Consider the following 15,794-nt stretch of genomic DNA (forward strand, 5'->3'; position numbering starts at 1 on the left):
CCAGTGCCGCCATCCTGCCCGACGGGCCGCGGATACACTCGCTGATATGTCTGGCCAGTCGCTTCTTGTTCCGGGGACCATCTCCCCCACCCGCCCCGTCCCCTCCTCGATCCCGCGTCCCGAGTACGTCGGGAAGGACGCGCCCACCCCGTACACGGGGCCCGAGGTGCAGGACGCCGAAACGATCGAGCGGATGCGGATCGCCGGCCGGATCGCCGCGCAGGCGATGGAGGAGGCCGCCAAGCTGATCGCGCCGGGTGTGACCACGGATGAACTGGACCGTGTCGCCCACGAGTTCATGTGCGACCACGGCGCCTACCCCTCCACGCTCGGCTACCGCGGCTTCCCCAAGTCGCTGTGCTCGTCGCTGAACGAGGTCATCTGCCACGGCATCCCGGACTCCACCGTCCTCAAGGACGGCGACATCGTGAACCTGGACGTCACCGCGTACATCAACGGTGTGCACGGCGACAACAACGCCACGTACCTGTGCGGCGACGTGGACGAGGAGTCGAAGCTGCTCGTCGAGCGCACCCGTGAGGCGCTCAACCGCGCGATCAAGGCCGTCAGGCCGGGCCGTCAGATCAACATCATCGGCCGGGTCATCGAGTCGTACGCCAAGCGGTTCGGTTACGGCGTGGTCCGTGACTTCACCGGTCACGGCATCAACTCGTCCTTCCACTCCGGCCTGATCGTTCCGCACTACGACAGCCCGCACCACACCACCGACATCAAGCCCGGTATGACCTTCACGATCGAGCCGATGCTGACGCTGGGCACGCACGACTACGACATGTGGGACGACGGCTGGACGGTCGTGACCAAGGACCGCAGGCGGACCGCGCAGTTCGAGCACACGCTGGTGGTGACGGAGACCGGGACGGAGATTCTCACGCTTCCCTGACGCGGGCGGAGCGGGGCGGGGCGGGGGCGGGGCTCGCGGGCCGGGAGGCGGTTCCGGAGCCGATTCCGGGGGCGGATTTCGGGACGGGAATTTTACCGACAGGGCGTCGGGAACAGGGGTAGGCTGGTTACCGACAGCCTGTCGGGAACAGTCGCCCTTCTTCCGTTCCCGTCCGCTCCTCTCGGCCCGGAGGCCCGTCTTGGAAGCGTCCAGCCCGACCCCGCAGTCCGCACCCTTCGCGCCCTTCTCCACGGTCATCCGCACCGCGTCGCACGAGCAGCACACGGAGGCCGAGAACTCCTCGTTCATGAGCGACATGCTCGGCGGCAGGCTCGGCGTCTCGGCGTACCGGCGCTACACGGAGCAACTGTGGTTCGTCTACCGCGCGCTGGAGGACGCCTCCGAGGCGCTGGCCGAGGACCCGGTCGCGGGCCCCTTCATCCGCCCCGAGCTGGCCCGCACCGCCGAGCTGGAGCGCGACCTCACGCATCTGGGCGGGGCGTCCTGGCGCGCGGGCCTGGAGCCGCTGCCGGCCACCGCCGCGTACGCCGACCGCGTCGCGTTCTGCGCCCGCGACTGGCCGGCCGGCTATGTCGCGCACCACTACACCCGCTATCTCGGTGACCTCTCCGGGGGCCAGGTCATCCGCGGTACGGCCGAGAAGACCTGGGGTTTCGCGCGCAAGGGCGACGGCGTGCGGTTCTACGTCTTCGAGGACATAGCCAATCCGGCCGCGTTCAAGCGCGAGTACCGGGCACTGCTGGATGCGCTGCCGGTCGACGATCTGGAGAAGCAGCGGGTGGTCGACGAGTGCAAGCGTGCGTTCGCGCTGAACACCGCGGTCTTCCGGGAGCTGGGCGAGGAGTTCCCGCTCACCGCATAGTCATCAGCACGTAGTCATCACCGCATAGTCATCAGCACGTGGTCATCAGCGGGTAGTCAACGGTCGCGGCGCCGGTACCGGGGCCTGGCCGGCTCTGACCATCGGGCGGCTCCTACGGCGTCTCGACGCGTACCCGCCCGCCGACCGCGATCGTGCCGTCGGGATGGGGGCGGGTGAGGATCTGCGAGCCGGCGCCCTGACGGATGTCCAGCGGGCGGCCCAGCTGATGGGTCAGCAGCAGTGCGGCGGCGCCGGTGGCCTCGTCCTCCACGATGCTGTCGCCCCGGCGCGGGAAGGCCCGCGCCCGCACCACACCGGCGGCCTCGTCCTGCCAGGCCCAGGCGTAGAGCCAGCCCTCCCCCGGCGGCGGTGCGGGCAGCGCGTCGACCTCGGCCACCGAGGCGTAGCGCTCGGTCCTGCGTCCTGGGGCCCACTCCGCTCGTCCGCGTACCCAGGTCACGTCGCCCTCGTATCCGACCGGGACCTCGCCGGCCGGCGGGCGAAGGGTGCGGGGCGGCCGCCCCAGGCTCCTCAGCAGCCAGGCGAGTCCGACGAGCGGATGCCCGGCGAAGGGGAGGCGGACGCTGGGCGTGTGGATGTCGACGGTGCCGCGGGTGGCGTCGTCGAGGAACACGGTCTCGCTGAAGCCGAGTTCGGCGGCGAGCGCGGGCCGTGCGGCCTCGGGAACGGCCGCGCCGTCGCGTACGACTCCGAGCGGATTGCCGCCCGCGCCATCGGGTCCGCAGAACACCCGGAGAACATCAACTTTGGTCATGCCGGTATTCAACAGCACTGGTCGGCAGGGGTATTCGGGGTGCGGGAGGAATGAGCGGGAGGAATGAGCGGCGGGCTCGAATTCGCCGACGCATTCGCCGCGATGCCGGCGGCCATTGCGATCACGATGCGGTGCGGCGCGCACCGGCTCAGCGGTGACCGGATATCAGCGTCCCCGAATTCCACCGGTCATGTCTCGCATCACCCTCCGCCCCTTACCTTGACCAGTCGTTGACGGTTCCGTGACTTCGGGCCTATCAATCCGTGATCGGGCCGTAGTTGGTGAGAGCCGAATCACTGGACAGGGTGGGCAGAATTCAGGTAAGCCTCAGATAAGTTAGGTCGGCCTTAGTGGCGCAGCCCCCCGCAGTCCCGTTTCCGTATCGAAAACCGCCTGGAGCCCGTATGCGAGCCCTTCGCTCCTCGACCGTCGCCGCCATCGCCGTGGCCGCGACCCTCACCGCCGTCGCCGGCTGCGCCGAGAAGAACGACAGCAAGGGGGGCGGCGGGAAGGGTGCCGTCGAGGTGACCGCGTCCGACACCGCGTGCGAGCTCTCCAAGAAGGAGTTCCCCGCCGGACATGTCCGGTTCGCGGTGAAGAACAAGGGCTCCAAGGTCACCGAGGTGTACATCTACGCGGCCGGCGACCGGATCGTCACCGAGCGGGAGAACATCGGCCCCGGCACCAGCACCGAGATCACCGCCGAGATCAAGGCCGGTTCGTACGAGGTCGCCTGCAAGCCCGGCATGAAGGGCGACGGCATCCGCCAGAAGGTGACCGCGACCGGCAAGGGTGGCGCGGCCGTCAAGCGTGACCCGAAGCTGGACGCCGCGGTCGCCGCGTACCGCAAGTACGTCCAGGAGCAGGCGGACGAGACGCTGCCGCTGGCGCAGAAGTTCGCCGACGCGGTGAAGGACGGCGATGTCGACGCCGCGAAGAAGGCGTACGCCGTCTCGCGCATCGGCTGGGAGCGCACCGAGCCGGTCGCGGAGTCCTTCGGTGACATCGACCCGAAGGTCGACATCCGCGAGGACGGCCTGAAGAAGGGCCAGAAGTGGACCGGCTGGCACAAGCTGGAGAAGTCCCTGTGGGAGACGAAGAAGATCTCCGGGGATGACGAGAAGCTCGCCGACAAGCTGATCGAGGACCTCAAGGACTGGAAGAAGCGGGTCGGCACCGCCGAGATCAACCCCACCACCATGGCCAATGGCGCCAAGGAGCTGCTGGACGAGGTCTACACCGGCAAGGTGACCGGTGAGGAGGAGCGCTACAGCCACACCGACCTGGTCGACTTCAAGGCCAATGTCGAGGGTGCGCAGAAGGCGTACGAGCTGCTGAAGCCGGTCGCCAAGAAGAACGACCCGGCGCTGGTCAAGGAACTCGACAGGCAGTTCACGGCGATCGGCGAGCTGCTGGACGAGTACCGCGAGGGCGACGGCTTCGTCTCGTACGACACCGTGTCCAAGGCTGACCAGAAGAAGCTCTCCGATGGCGTCAGCGCGCTGGCCGAGCCGATTTCGAAGCTGGCCGCCGCAGTGGTCACCGCCAAGTAGTCCGTCGCCGGACAGCGAGACAGAAGGGGACAAGGGGTCACGATGACGACCGACGGTACGCAGCAGGGAACGGCGGACGACGCGGTTGACGAGGGCACGGTGTCCAGCGGGGCGCCGTCCCGGCGTGCGCTGCTCGGCTGGGGCGGTGCGGGGCTGGCGCTCGGCGCGGTCGCGGCCGGCGGTACGGCCGCGGCGCTGCGCACCGGCAGCGACGCCCAGCCGGCCGCCGCGGACGCCACCGCGGGCTCCGCGGTCGCCTTCCACGGCGCGCACCAGGCCGGTATCGCCACCGCCGTCCAGGACCGGCTGCACTTCGCCGCGTTCGACGTCACCACCGATGACCGCGACGAGCTGATCGCGCTGCTCAAGGAGTGGACGAAGGCGGCGGCGCTGATGACCTCGGGCGCCGCGGTCGGTGGCGGCGCGGTCGGCGGGCTCGCCGAGGCGCCGCCGGACGACACCGGCGAGGCGCTCGGCCTGCCGCCGTCCCGGCTCACCCTCACCTTCGGTATCGGCCCGACGCTGTTCGAGAAGGACGGCAAGGACCGGTTCGGCATCAAGGACCGGCGGCCCGACGCGCTGATCGACCTGCCGCAGTTCCCCGGCGACAACCTCGACAAGACGCGCAGCGGCGGTGATCTGTGCATCCAGGCCTGCGCGGACGATCCGCAGGTCGCGGTGCACGCGATCCGCAACCTCGCCCGGATCGGCTTCGGCAGGATCGTGATGCGCTGGTCGCAGCTGGGCTTCGGGAAGACCTCGTCGACGACGCCGGAGGCGCAGACCCCGCGCAACATGATGGGCTTCAAGGACGGCACCCGGAACATCGCGGGCACCGATGCCGCGGCGCTGAAGAAGCATGTGTGGGTGTCCGAGAAGGACGGCCCTGAGTGGATGGTGGGCGGCTCGTATCTCGTCGCCCGGCGGATCCGGATGCATATCGAGATCTGGGACCGCACCTCGCTCAAGGAGCAGGAGGACATCATCGGCCGGGACAAGGGCGAGGGTGCTCCGATCGGCAAGAAGCGCGAGCGGGACGAGCCGAACCTGAAGGCGATGCTGCCCGACGCGCATGTGCGGCTGGCGCACCCGGACAGCAACGGCGGGGCGAGGATCCTGCGCCGCGGCTACTCCTTCACGGACGGTACGGACGGGCTGGGGCGGCTGGACGCCGGGCTGTTCTTCCTGGCGTACCAGCGGGATGTGCAGGACGGGTTCGTCCCGATCCAGAAGCGGCTGGCGAGCATCGACACGCTCAACGAGTACATCCAGCACGTCGGTTCGGGCATTTTCGCGGTGCCGCCGGGTGTCCGCGACAAGAACGACTGGTGGGGCCGGGAGCTTTTCGCCCGGTCCGCCTGATGTTGCCGAATTCCTAAGCGATCCACGAAGAAAGGGGAGGAATCGACGTGTTCGGCAACTATCTGATCGGGCTGCGCGAGGGCCTGGAAGCCAGCCTCGTGGTGTGCATCCTCATCGCCTATCTGGTCAAGACGGGCCGGCGGGAGGCTTTGCGGCCGGTCTGGATCGGTATCGGGCTCGCCGTGGTGCTGTCGTTCGGGTTCGGCGCGGCGCTGCAATTCGGTTCGCAGACGCTGACGTTCACCGCGCAGGAGGCGCTCGGCGGCTCGCTGTCGATCATCGCGGTGGGCCTGGTGACGTGGATGGTCTTCTGGATGCGGCGCACCGCGCGGCATCTGAAGGCGGAGCTGCACGGCAAGCTGGACGCGGCGCTGGCGATGGGGACCACGGCGCTGGTGGTGACCGCGTTCCTGTCGGTGGGCCGCGAGGGCCTGGAGACCGCGCTGTTCGTGTGGACCGCGGCGCAGTCCGCCCATGACGGCGTACGGCCGCTGGTCGGGGCGCTGCTGGGGCTGCTGACGTCGGTGCTGCTGGGCTGGCTGTTCTACCGCGGTGCGGTGCGCATCAACCTGGCGAAGTTCTTCACCTGGACCGGCGGCATGCTGGTGGTGGTCGCGGCGGGCGTGCTGGCGTACGGCTTCCACGACCTTCAGGAGGCGGATTTCCTGCCGGGTCTGGGCAGCAGGGCGTTCGACGTCAGCGAGCAGATTCCGGTCGACAGCTGGTACGGGACGCTGCTGAAGGGCATCTTCAACTTCCAGCCGGATCCGACCGTCCTTCAGGTCACGGTGTGGGCTCTGTATCTGATCCCCACGCTCGTGTTCTTCTTCGCCCCCGGTAGGGTTGCGCCGAATCGTGCCACCCCGGCGGCCACCCAGTCCGCCCCGGTCGCCCCGAAGGAGCCCGAGCCCCATGACACGCAGGTCGCCGTTCCGGGTGCCCGCAACACTGACGTCGACAGCGGCGGCGCTGGTGATATTGAGCGGGTGCATGACGGTGCACGGCGAGAAGGAGATGCTGCCGGCGGTGTCGAAGGCTGACGGCGTCAAGGCGCTCCAGAACTTCGCCGAGCGCTACACCGAGGCCAACCGCAAGCTCGACCCGAATCTCAACGCCGCCTACGAGGCGGGCGCGCTGCACGAGATCGACCAGGCGGGGCTGAAGGCGCAACGTGGTGTCCGGCCGCAGGGCTACCCGGACTTCCGGCCGCTGAAGTTCCGGGACGAGCACATCGCGGTGCCCAAGCAGGCGGGCTGGCCGAAGTACTTCCTCGCGGACGCGCTGACCAACCGCACGGACGCCAAGGGCAACGCCATACGGTGGTTCCTGGTGTTCAGCCGCGACAGCGTCGACGCGAAGTGGCGCGCGGTGCACTTCGCGACGTTCGCCGGCAACAAGGCGCCGGAGCTGAAGACGGACGCGGACGGCTTCGCCGAGGCGGTGCCGGCCGACGGGAAGTCGGGCCTGACGGTGGACCCGGGCAAGCTGGGCAAGACGTACGCGGACTTCCTGAACACCGGCAAGGGCGACGACTTCGCCTCCGGCAGGTTCACCGACGGTCTGCGGGCGAACCGCGTGAAGAATTCCCATCCGATCGGTGCCCAGCTTCAGTGGGAGGACCAGCCCGCGAGCTACCCGCCGGTCTCGCTGCGGACGAAGGACGGCGGTGCGCTGGTGTTCACCTCGACCGTCTCCCATATGCAGAAGACGTGGTACAAGGGGGCGAAGATCACCGTGGCGCCGGAGCTGCGCGGGATCGTGGAAGGGTCGTGGAAGGGCAGCAACCGGATGGCCTTCACCTGGGTGTCCGGGCAGACGGTCAAGGTCCCGGCCAAGGACGCCGGCGGCAAGATCGAGATCCTGAACCGGATCGAGCGGATAACGTCCGCCAAGGCGCAGTAGGCGCGGCCGCTGAGTGCATGGCGAAGGGGCCGTCGGGACGAATCCCGGCGGCCCCTTCGCCATGCGCTCAGCGGCCGATCGGCCAGGCCGCCGTCTCGTGGTCGTGGTCGGGCCGGCCGTCGATGAACTCCGCGCAGGCGTCGGTGAGCGTTTCGAGCAGCGTCAGCGGGTCGGGCAGCGGCAGTTCGGGGCCGCGCAGCCAGGCCACCGCGGGCTGTTCGCCGGGCAGCAGTGACGGCGGCAGGAGGACATAGCTGCCGCGGCAGTGCCAGCGCAGGCCCGGGTGCTCGTCCAGGGTCTCGGGGTGGCAGTCCAGTTCGCAGGGCCACCACTCGTCCTCGTCGTCCGGGGTGCCGCGGGTGGCGGTGAAGAACAGCATCCGGCCGTCGCCGGGGCCGGCACCGCTGAGGGTGATGGGCCCGACGTCGATGCCCGCCGCGTCCAGCCGGCCGAGGGCGGTGCGGCCCGCTTCGACGGGGACGTCCAGTACGTCGTGGGCGATGCCGGTGGCGGTGACGAAGTTGGCCTGCGGGAGGGTGCGGACCCAGCGGGTGACCTTGTCGCGGTCGGTGGTGGCGACGGTCTGCCAGCCGAAGGAGACGGGGTGCCGGCCGGGGGTGGGACAGCCGATGCGTTCACAGGAACAGCCGTAGCCGGACGGGTGCGCCGCGGGGGCGACGGGGAAACCCGCGTCGGCCGCCGCCAGCAGCAGGTCCTCACGGCCGCGCGCGGCCGCTGATCCCGTGTCCGTATCGCCGCCGTCCGATCCGCTCTTCGGCCGGCGCAGCCACTGGGAGAACCTGCTCTTGCGTTCCATCTATCCCCTCACTTCGAGCGGTGGTCTGGGATCAATGCTGCCACCTTCGCGCCCTTCGGGTGACCGGTGTGGAGATCCGGGGTGAACGACGGACGGGCGAATAGGGGCAATTCAAGCCATCGCCGACAGGACGCCCGCCCGGCCGTGCCCGGTCAGCTGCCGGGCCGCAGACCACGCAACACCAGGTCGACGAGGGTGTCGACGTAGTCGTAGGTCAGTTCGCCGGTGCGCATCAGCCAGCGTTGTGAGAAGGGACTCAGGAGCATCTCGGCGGCCACCCGGGTGTCGACGTCGGCGGCCACCTCGCCCGCTTCCTGGGCGGCGCGCAGCCGGTCGACATAGACGCGGATGCCGGGTTCGAGCAGCCGGTCGACGAAGGCGCGGGACAGTTCCGCGTCGTTCGCGCCGGCCACCGCGAGGGCGCGGTAGGGGGCCTGGAACGCCGGGTCGTTGAATTCGTCGGCGGTCGCGCGGAGGACGAGTTTCAGGTCCGCCGCCAGATCGCCGGTGTCCGGGAGGCCCTGTGCGGAGTACTCGTCCACGTCGGCGGTGAAGGCGTCCAGCAGGACGGCGGCCTTGGACGGCCACCAGCGGTAGATCGTCTGCTTGCCCACTCCGGCGCGGGAGGCGATGCCCTCGATCGTGAGCTTGTCGTAGCCGACCTCGCCGACGAGGGCGAGGGAGGCGTCGAGGATCGCGCGGCGGGAGCGTTCGCTTCTACGGCGGGTGGGGGTTCCCCCGGCGGAGCCGGGGGGAGAGTCGGGGGCTGTCTTGTTGGCCATACGAGGAAGTCTATCGACGGGGAGGCGAGACGTATCGTCTTGACAAGGCGATCACCGCGGCCCATTCTGGACCTCAGGCGAGACGCTCCGTCTCGCTAATCGGTGGCGTAAGAGCCGGCCGGTCGGACGAGGAAAGGACCACACCCATGAGCAAGGGAAATGCCGGCGGAATGCTCGGCGTCGGCGGCACCCGCAGCAAGCTCTCACGCGGGGCGCTCCGCGGCGGCGGGGGCGGCGGCAGGAACGGTGGCGGCCGTCCCGATCCGCAGGCGCAGCGCCGGGAACTGCTGCGCAGGCTCGAAGAGCGGTCGCGTGGCGGGTCACCCGACCGTGCGGGAGACGGCTAACGCGGCCAGTCGTCGCCCCAGGCCGCGTCGCGGGCCGCGCGGTAGGCGTCGCCATGGCGCTTGGTGACCGTGGTCCGCCGCAGCCCCTCGTCGGGTGTACAGAGGTCCAACAGGACCTGGCCCTTGCGGAGTTGGGGCTTGCGGACGATACGAGACGGCGACGTCTCCGCCGCCGCGGGGGGCTCGAAGGCGGTGGCGGCGACGTAGCTGAACTTCTCGTCCTCGTACGGGAGGGCACCGCCCTTGACCTGGCGGTGCAGCGAGGAGCGGCTGACCCGGGCCGAGAAGTGGCACCAGTCTTCGCCCACGACGATCGGGCAGGTGTCGCTGTGCGGGCAGGGCGCGACGACCCGCAGCCCGGCGGCGATGAGCTGGTCGCGGGCCTCGCGGATACGGAGGTAGCCGTCCGGGGTGCCCGGTTCGATCAGTACGACGGCCTGGGCGGCGGCCGCCGCGGCCACCACGGCGCGGCGGGCGTCCGGCCGCAGCTCGCCGAGGACGTAGGAGACGGTCACCAGGTCGGTGCCGGGCGGCACGGTCAGCCCCTCGCCGATGGTCTGCCGCTGCCAGGCGGTGTCCGAAAGCGCTGTGGACGCCGGCGCCCTGGCCGCCAGCTCGCGGCCCAGGTCGAGCGCGGGCTGCGCCCAGTCCAGGACGGTGCTGCGGTGGCTCTGCCAGGTGTCGGCGACGGCCCAGGTGGCGGCGCCGGTGCCGCCGCCGATGTCCACATGGGTGGCCGGGGACCAGTCCGGCACCCGTACGGCGAAGGCGGCCAGCGCGGCCCGTACCGCCTCGAAGGTCGCGGGCATCCGGTAGGCGGCGTAGGCGGCGACATCCGCGCGGTCCCGGAGCACCGGCGCGTCGGTGGGCGTACGGCCCCGGTACGTGGCGATCAGCCGGTCCACGGCCTGCGCGGCCTGCTTGGGCGGCAGGCCGTCGAGCAGGCCGGCCAGTGCGGCGCGCAGTTCGTCGTGCATTGAAGGAATTCTACGGGGCCGGCACGGGTGCACGGGCTGGTCAGCCGGCGCGGGCGACCGCGCGGGCCAGGCAGGTCGCGGCCGCCGCGCGGGGGGCGCTGCCGCCGTTCCTGCGGACCGGGTGGACGGTGGTGGCCAGCAGGACCAGGAACGTGTCCGTGGCCCGGTCCAGCACCAGGCTGGTGCCGGTGAAGCCGCTGTGTCCCGCCGCGCCACGGCCCGCCAACTCCCCCATGAAGTACCGCTGGTCGACGGCGAAGCCCAGACCGGGCGGGTCCAGGAGGGCGGCGACGGTGTCCGGGCCGAGGATCCGGGCGGTGCCGTAGGCGCCGCCGTTGAGCAGCGCCCGGCACAGTACGGCCAGGTCCTGGGCGGTGGAGAACAGTCCGGCGTGCCCGGCGACGCCGCCCAGCGCCCAGGCGTTCTCGTCGTGCACCTCGCCGCGCACCAGACCGCGGTCCGCCTTGGCCCAGGGCCGCCGCTGGTCCTCGGTCGCCGCCACGCCCAGCGGCGCCAGTGGCCCGTAGGAGGTGCTGGACATGCCCAGCGGGCCCGTGATGCCGTCCCTGACGAGGGCGTCCAGGCGGCGCCCGGTCAGCTTCTCCAGTACGAGCTGGAGCGCGATGAGGTTGAGGTCGGAGTAGCGGTAGGTGCCGGGCGGGCCCGAGGGGGCGGCCGCCTCCTCCCAGAGCAGCGCCAGTTGGGCGGCGCGGCCCCGGTGGTCGTGGAACGGCAGCTCGGGGGCGAGGCCCGAGGTGTGGGTGAGCAGCTGCCAGACGGTGCTGCCGGACGCGAAGCGGGGCAGATGGGCGCGGACCTCGTCGTCGAGTTCCAGGCGGCCGCGCTCGACCTGCTGGAGCGCGGCGATGGCGGTGAAGAGTTTGGTGACCGAGGCGAGGTCGAAGACGGTGCCGACCCGCATCGGCTCCCAGAGGTCCCGGGGCAGCTCGATGCCGCGGTCCCGCTCGGGGTCGTAGCAGCGGTAGCGCAGCGCCCAGCCGGTGGCGTCCTCGGCGGCGACGACCTGGCCGCGGCCGGCCAGCACGACGGCGCCCGTGCACCAGGGCGGACGGCCGTCCGGCAGCTCCCGCACACCCCGGACCAGCCGTTCCATCCACGCGGGGTCGAGTCCCGCCTGGGCCGGTGTGCCATGTCTCAGCCGCGGTGTGTTCAGAGCCTGTTCCCCTCGCCGGACGTGCCCTCGGTGGTCTCCCCCCTACGCTGCCACGGGCGGCACATTCCCAGGAAGCTCAACAGCGCCAAAACGGCGCAGGAGAGCTGTACGAGGGCCATCGGCACGGCGGTCCGCTCGCCGGCGACGCCCACCAGCGGGGAGGCCACCGAGCCGAGGAGGAAGGTCGAGGTGCCCAGCAGCGCGGAGGCGGAGCCGGCCGCGTGCGGGGTGCGCAGCAGCGCCAGGGTGTTGGTGCTCGGCATGACCAGGCCCATGGCGGACATCAGGACGAACAGGCCGGCGGCCATCGGCACCAGCCCGACCCGGCCGAACACCCCGGACGACATCAGCAGCAGGCCGGTCGCGGCGACCGCGACCAGCGCCAGGCCGATGCCCAGCACGGTGTTCAGGCCGACCCGGCCGACCAGCAGCTTGCCGTTGATCTGGCCGGTCAGCACCAGACCGATGGAGTTGAGGCCGAACAGCATGCTGAAGGTCTGCGGGGAGGCGCCGTAGATCTCCTGGACGACGAACGGCGAGGCGGAGATATAGGCGAAGAGCGCGGCGAAGGCGAACGCGCCGACGAGCAGATAGCCGGAGAACGCCCGGTCGGCGAGGAGTCCGCGCATGGTGCGCAGGGTCTGGCCGAGGCCGCCGGGCTGCCGGCGGGCGGGTGGCAGGGTCTCGTGCAGGGTGCGCCAGGTCAGGAGGGTGAGCAGCACCCCGACGGCGGTGAGGACGACGAAGACGCCGCGCCAGTCGGTGAGCCGCAGGATCTGGCCGCCGATCAGCGGGGCGACGACCGGCGCCACCCCGGAGATCAGCATCAGCGTGGAGAAGAACCGGGCCATCTCCACACCGTCGTACAGATCGCGGACCACGGCCCGTGCGATGACGATGCCGGCCGCGCCCGCCAGGCCCTGCAACAGGCGGAAGGCGATGAGGAGTTCGGCGCTGTCGGCGACCGCGCACAGGGCCGTCGCCAGGATGTAGATCACCATGCCGGTGAGCAGCGGGCGGCGGCGCCCCCACTTGTCGCTCATCGGGCCGACGATCATCTGTCCCAGGGCCATGCCCGCGAGACAGGTGGTGAGGGTGAGCTGCACGGTGGCGGCCGGGCTGTGCAGTACGGAGGTGACCTGCGGCAGGGCCGGGAGGTACATGTCCATGGAGAGCGGCGGGACCGCCGTGAGGCCGCCGAGGACGAGGGTGACGAGCAGGCTGGTGCGGCGGGCCGTGGAAGCGCTGTCCGGAGCGGTCGGTGCTGCTGCCGCCGCGGCCCGCTCGGATATGCCGGGAAGGTCGTCGCTCTCGGCCGTGCGGGGGCCGGGGTCCGTCATGAGTGTCTCCATGGTCCTTGAGGTCTCAACCATGGTGACATGCCCGCGGCAGCCCCCAGCCCCTTACGCGCTGCGCCATTGGACCTGGCCGAGTAGGTCCTTCGACGTAGGTCCCGCGCCGGACGTCCGGGTCAGGCGGACTGCAGGCCGGGGTGGCCCGCCTGCGAGACGAAGGACGCGGCGGTGCTCACCGGCGCCCCCGGCGTGGTGACGGCGGTCACGGTCCGGTAGTCGGCGCGGGCCGCGTCCCGGTCCAGGGTGACGGTCACATAGCCGCGCCGCCCGTCGTAGAACTTCAGATGCGGGTTGGCGGCCATGTACGTGTCCCAGTTGGGCGGCTTCTGGGCGCCGTCCTTGCCGCTGGCGATCGAGGTGGTGACGAACTCCACGCCCGCGGTGCGCGATCCGGGGTCGGCGAAGTCCCGCTTGATGTCGAAGGCGTAGTGGACGTGCACATCGCCGGTGAGCACGACGAGATTGTCCGCCCCGGCCGCTTCGGCGCCGGCCAGCAGCCGCTCGCGGGAGGCCGGGTAGCCGTCCCAGCCGTCCATGCTGACCTTGTAGTCGGCGGTGGTGGCGTTGCGCCGCTCGGAGAAGGTGACCTGCTGCGGCAGTACGTTCCAGAGCGCCGACGACTCGCGCCAGCCGTCGATCAGCCAGCGTTCCTGCGTCGCGCCGGTCAGGGTGCGCGCGGGGTCCTGGGACTCGGGGCCCGGGGCGTGCCAGCCGTCGCCGTAGGCCTGGTCGGAGCGGTACTGGCGGGTGTCGAGGATGTCGAACTGGGCGAGCTGCCCGTAGTGGACGCGGCGGTAGAGCTGGGCGTCGGGGCCGTTGGGCCGCTGCGGGGCGCGCAGCGGCTGGTTCTCCCAGTACGCGCGGTAGGCGGCGGCCCGGCGGATCAGGAATTCGGCGGGCGGGAGGTTGTCCTCGCTGATGTCGGAGGCGTAGTTGTTCTCCACCTCGTGGTCGTCCCAGGTGACGATGAAGGGGTGCGCGGCGTGTGCGGCCTGGAGGTCGGGGTCCGACTTGTAGAGGGCGTAGCGGAGCCGGTAGTCCTCCAGCGTGACCGTCTCGCGGTTGAAGAGGTCCGGCAGGGTGCGGTCGGTGTAGTTGCGGGCGCCGCCGGCCGCCGTCACCGGGTACTCGTACAGGTAGTCGCCCAGGTGGAAGACGATGTCGAGGTCCTCCTGGGCGAGGTGCCGGTAGGCCGTGTAGTAGCCGTCGTGGTACGCCTGGCAGGAGACGGCGGCGAGCTTCAGCTCGGAGAGCCGGGTGGCGCGGGCGGGTGCGGTGCGGGTGCGGCCGACGGGGCTCGTCCAGTCGCCGGCACGGAAGCGGTAGTAGTAGACGCGGTCCGGGGCGAGGCCGGTGGGCTCGATGTGCACGGAGTGGTTGAACTCCGGGTGCGCGTCGGCGCGGCCCTGGCCCGCGAGCCGTCTGAACTTCTCGTCGTAGGCCACCTCCCAGCGGACCGGGACCCGGGCGTCCGGCATGCCGTTGCCCGGCTCGTACGGGCGCGGGGCGAGCCGGGTCCACAGCACGACGGAGCCGGGCAGCGGGTCACCGGAGGCGACGCCGAGGGTGAAGGGGTTCTCGGAGATCTTCCGCGCGTCGGCCTCCGCGGCGTACGCGCCGGTGCCCGGCAGATTGGTGGCGAAGGCGAGCGCCGCGGCGGCACCGGTGACGGTGAGAAAACGGCGGCGGCCGAGGTGCGCGGCGGCGGCCCGGATCTCCTGGTCGCGTGCCGCGGTCGCCTGCTCGTGGGCTGCGTGGTGTGTCATCTGCCCCTCCCCTGACAGTGGTTGTCACCCGTGATTGGAGGGGCGGGGAACGGCGCGGCGCTGTCCCGTGTACGACGCATGCATGACAGACGGGTGAGGACTGGACCCGCAACGGACGCCCATGGACAATCGCGGCACCATCGGGGCCTGTTGCGCCCCGGCGCGCACATCCCGCCCGTGCCGCCGTGCCCGCTCCGTACGATCCGGGACATGGCTGAACTGATGGGGCGGGACGGCACCTGGACCTTCGACGGCGACGCCGTACGGATCGTGCCGGGCAGCGAGCGCGGGGTGCACAAGCTGCGGCAGTACCTCGGCGAGTGCGCGGTGCCGCTGGCCGCGGTGGCCGGGATCGCGTACGAACCGGCCCGCAAGGGCGGCCGGTTGCGGCTCCGCCTGCGGGACGGCGCGGACCCGCTGCTCCAGGTCACCGGCGGCAGCCTGGAGGACAGCGCGTATCCGTATCAGGTGGCGGTGGACCCCGGTCGGACCGGCGTCGCCGAGTACTTCGTGGACGAGGTGCGGCAGGCGCTGGCCCTCGAACAGGTCCCGGACGGCCCCAGTGACCGCTTCCTGCTGCCGGGCCCGTCCGTGCCGCTCTCGGCGGGAGGCGCGGACGGCATCGCCACCTTCGACGGTGAGCGGGTGCACATCGAATGGCGCTGGAACACCAACGAGACCAAGCGCAACACGGGCCCCAAGGACTTTGCGCTCGCCGACCTGGAAGGGGTGGAGTGGCGGGCCTCGATGGGGCTGGAATCCGGCTATCTGCGCTTCCGGCCGCGCGGGGCGAGCACTCCCCTCAAACCGGAACACGACCCCCACTCCATCGAACTGTGGGGCTTCAAGAAGGAGAGCGGCACGACGGCGCTGCTGGCGGCGGCGGTGGCGGCCCGGCTGCCCCATCCGGGCGCGAGGGGCGGGCCGCTCACGCCGAAGGCCGCGGCGCCTGCGATCGCCCCGGAGACGCCCCGGCCGCCGGCCGAGTCCGCCTCCGCCGACCCCGAGGACCATGACGCGCTGCTGCGCAGACTGCGCGAGCTGGGCGAGCTGCGGCGGGACGGGATCCTCACGGACGACGAGTTCGCGGCGGCGAAGGCGGCGGTGCTGGCCCGCTTCCGGACGGGCGGCTGACGGGACGGGCGCGCGACCGGAGGTCCGGGGACGACGGCCCGCGCGCCCGAGGGGCCCTCCCGG

General features: G+C 71.1%; 15 protein-coding genes. 8 read left to right on the forward strand and 7 right to left on the reverse strand.

The window, feature by feature from the left end; genetic code table 11:
- Nucleotides 1–46: 46 nt before the first annotated feature.
- A complete protein-coding gene (gene map, locus FCH28_RS09095) occupies nucleotides 47–904 on the forward strand; it encodes a type I methionyl aminopeptidase (protein ID WP_136739266.1) in 858 nt (285 codons plus the stop codon).
- 199 nt (nucleotides 905–1,103) lie between these two features.
- The gene (locus FCH28_RS09100) at nucleotides 1,104–1,787 is read left to right on the forward strand and encodes a biliverdin-producing heme oxygenase (RefSeq protein WP_136739267.1); all 684 of its coding nucleotides are present in this window, start codon (nucleotides 1,104–1,106) and stop codon (nucleotides 1,785–1,787) included.
- A 112-nt stretch (nucleotides 1,788–1,899) separates the two neighbouring features.
- Here the strand turns inward: FCH28_RS09100 and FCH28_RS09105 are convergent, their stop codons facing one another.
- Entirely contained in the window at nucleotides 1,900–2,562 is a 663-nt protein-coding gene (locus tag FCH28_RS09105; protein ID WP_136739268.1) for a PhzF family phenazine biosynthesis protein, read from the reverse strand.
- Between the two features lie 404 nt (nucleotides 2,563–2,966).
- On the opposite strand from FCH28_RS09105, the gene efeO reads away from it, so the two are divergent.
- Genes efeO through FCH28_RS09125 form a run of 4 tightly spaced genes read left to right on the forward strand, consistent with a single transcriptional unit; the run spans nucleotide 2,967 to nucleotide 7,379 of the window.
- Nucleotides 2,967–4,115, forward strand: coding sequence for an iron uptake system protein EfeO (efeO, locus tag FCH28_RS09110; RefSeq protein WP_136739269.1), 1,149 nt, complete (start codon nucleotides 2,967–2,969; stop codon nucleotides 4,113–4,115).
- 42 nt (nucleotides 4,116–4,157) lie between these two features.
- A complete protein-coding gene (efeB, locus tag FCH28_RS09115) occupies nucleotides 4,158–5,477 on the forward strand; it encodes an iron uptake transporter deferrochelatase/peroxidase subunit (protein ID WP_136739270.1) in 1,320 nt (439 codons plus the stop codon).
- A gap of 47 nt (nucleotides 5,478–5,524) precedes the next feature.
- Nucleotides 5,525–6,517, forward strand: coding sequence for an iron uptake transporter permease EfeU (efeU, locus tag FCH28_RS09120; protein WP_136739271.1), 993 nt, complete (start codon nucleotides 5,525–5,527; stop codon nucleotides 6,515–6,517).
- Entirely contained in the window at nucleotides 6,468–7,379 is a 912-nt protein-coding gene (locus tag FCH28_RS09125; RefSeq protein WP_136739272.1) for an SCO2278 family lipoprotein, read from the forward strand. Before efeU ends, FCH28_RS09125 begins: the two co-directional genes overlap by 50 nt.
- A gap of 67 nt (nucleotides 7,380–7,446) precedes the next feature.
- On the opposite strand, the gene FCH28_RS09130 is transcribed toward FCH28_RS09125, so the two are convergent.
- Both FCH28_RS09130 and FCH28_RS09135 read right to left on the reverse strand, forming a co-directional pair.
- Nucleotides 7,447–8,196: a bifunctional DNA primase/polymerase gene (locus FCH28_RS09130; RefSeq protein ID WP_136739273.1), complete on the reverse strand. Its 750-nt coding sequence runs from the start codon at nucleotides 8,194–8,196 to the stop codon at nucleotides 7,447–7,449.
- A 152-nt stretch (nucleotides 8,197–8,348) separates the two neighbouring features.
- On the reverse strand, nucleotides 8,349–8,978 hold the full coding sequence (locus FCH28_RS09135; protein ID WP_136739274.1) for a TetR/AcrR family transcriptional regulator: 630 nt from the start codon (nucleotides 8,976–8,978) through the stop codon (nucleotides 8,349–8,351).
- A gap of 146 nt (nucleotides 8,979–9,124) precedes the next feature.
- Here FCH28_RS09135 and FCH28_RS09140 point away from each other — a divergent pair, with 146 nt between their 5' ends.
- Nucleotides 9,125–9,325 carry a DUF6243 family protein gene (locus FCH28_RS09140; RefSeq protein ID WP_136739275.1) on the forward strand — a complete coding sequence of 67 codons (201 nt, stop codon included), beginning with the start codon at nucleotides 9,125–9,127 and terminating at the stop codon, nucleotides 9,323–9,325.
- Here FCH28_RS09140 and FCH28_RS09145 read toward each other — a convergent pair.
- The 4 genes from FCH28_RS09145 to FCH28_RS09160 all read right to left on the reverse strand — a co-directional run bounded on the left by FCH28_RS09145 (nucleotide 9,322) and on the right by FCH28_RS09160 (nucleotide 14,597).
- On the reverse strand, nucleotides 9,322–10,302 hold the full coding sequence (locus FCH28_RS09145) for a small ribosomal subunit Rsm22 family protein (protein ID WP_136739276.1): 981 nt from the start codon (nucleotides 10,300–10,302) through the stop codon (nucleotides 9,322–9,324). The two genes, FCH28_RS09140 and FCH28_RS09145, sit on opposite strands and share 4 nt — an antisense overlap.
- 40 nt (nucleotides 10,303–10,342) lie before the next feature.
- Nucleotides 10,343–11,416 carry a serine hydrolase domain-containing protein gene (locus FCH28_RS09150; protein WP_136739277.1) on the reverse strand — a complete coding sequence of 358 codons (1,074 nt, stop codon included), beginning with the start codon at nucleotides 11,414–11,416 and terminating at the stop codon, nucleotides 10,343–10,345.
- A gap of 56 nt (nucleotides 11,417–11,472) precedes the next feature.
- Complete coding sequence (locus FCH28_RS09155) at nucleotides 11,473–12,816, reverse strand: Bcr/CflA family multidrug efflux MFS transporter (protein ID WP_136739278.1); 1,344 nt, start codon at nucleotides 12,814–12,816, stop codon at nucleotides 11,473–11,475.
- A gap of 131 nt (nucleotides 12,817–12,947) precedes the next feature.
- On the reverse strand, nucleotides 12,948–14,597 hold the full coding sequence (locus FCH28_RS09160; protein WP_136739279.1) for an alkaline phosphatase D family protein: 1,650 nt from the start codon (nucleotides 14,595–14,597) through the stop codon (nucleotides 12,948–12,950).
- A gap of 210 nt (nucleotides 14,598–14,807) precedes the next feature.
- Between FCH28_RS09160 and FCH28_RS09165 the strand changes: the two genes are divergently transcribed.
- Nucleotides 14,808–15,731, forward strand: coding sequence for a DUF4429 domain-containing protein (locus tag FCH28_RS09165; protein ID WP_136739280.1), 924 nt, complete (start codon nucleotides 14,808–14,810; stop codon nucleotides 15,729–15,731).
- Nucleotides 15,732–15,794 lie beyond the last annotated feature (63 nt).

The sequence above is a fragment of the Streptomyces piniterrae genome (assembly GCF_005048155.1).
GTDB classification, from domain to species: Bacteria; Actinomycetota; Actinomycetes; order Streptomycetales; family Streptomycetaceae; genus Streptomyces; species Streptomyces piniterrae.

Excerpts from the sequence above, each read along its gene's own strand:
- map (WP_136739266.1), top strand. The coding sequence starts at position 47 with ATGTCTGGCCAGTCGCTTCTTGTTCCGGGGACCATCTCCCCCACCCGC.
- FCH28_RS09105 (WP_136739268.1), bottom strand. The coding sequence starts at position 2,562 with ATGACCAAAGTTGATGTTCTCCGGGTGTTCTGCGGACCCGATGGCGCG.
- efeO (WP_136739269.1), top strand. The coding sequence starts at position 2,967 with ATGCGAGCCCTTCGCTCCTCGACCGTCGCCGCCATCGCCGTGGCCGCG.
- efeB (WP_136739270.1), top strand. The coding sequence starts at position 4,158 with ATGACGACCGACGGTACGCAGCAGGGAACGGCGGACGACGCGGTTGAC.
- FCH28_RS09125 (WP_136739272.1), top strand. The coding sequence starts at position 6,468 with ATGACGGTGCACGGCGAGAAGGAGATGCTGCCGGCGGTGTCGAAGGCT.
- FCH28_RS09130 (WP_136739273.1), bottom strand. The coding sequence starts at position 8,196 with ATGGAACGCAAGAGCAGGTTCTCCCAGTGGCTGCGCCGGCCGAAGAGC.
- FCH28_RS09135 (WP_136739274.1), bottom strand. The coding sequence starts at position 8,978 with ATGGCCAACAAGACAGCCCCCGACTCTCCCCCCGGCTCCGCCGGGGGA.
- FCH28_RS09140 (WP_136739275.1), top strand. The coding sequence starts at position 9,125 with ATGAGCAAGGGAAATGCCGGCGGAATGCTCGGCGTCGGCGGCACCCGC.
- FCH28_RS09145 (WP_136739276.1), bottom strand. The coding sequence starts at position 10,302 with ATGCACGACGAACTGCGCGCCGCACTGGCCGGCCTGCTCGACGGCCTG.
- FCH28_RS09150 (WP_136739277.1), bottom strand. The coding sequence starts at position 11,416 with ATGGAACGGCTGGTCCGGGGTGTGCGGGAGCTGCCGGACGGCCGTCCG.
- FCH28_RS09155 (WP_136739278.1), bottom strand. The coding sequence starts at position 12,816 with ATGACGGACCCCGGCCCCCGCACGGCCGAGAGCGACGACCTTCCCGGC.
- FCH28_RS09160 (WP_136739279.1), bottom strand. The coding sequence starts at position 14,597 with ATGACACACCACGCAGCCCACGAGCAGGCGACCGCGGCACGCGACCAG.
- FCH28_RS09165 (WP_136739280.1), top strand. The coding sequence starts at position 14,808 with ATGGCTGAACTGATGGGGCGGGACGGCACCTGGACCTTCGACGGCGAC.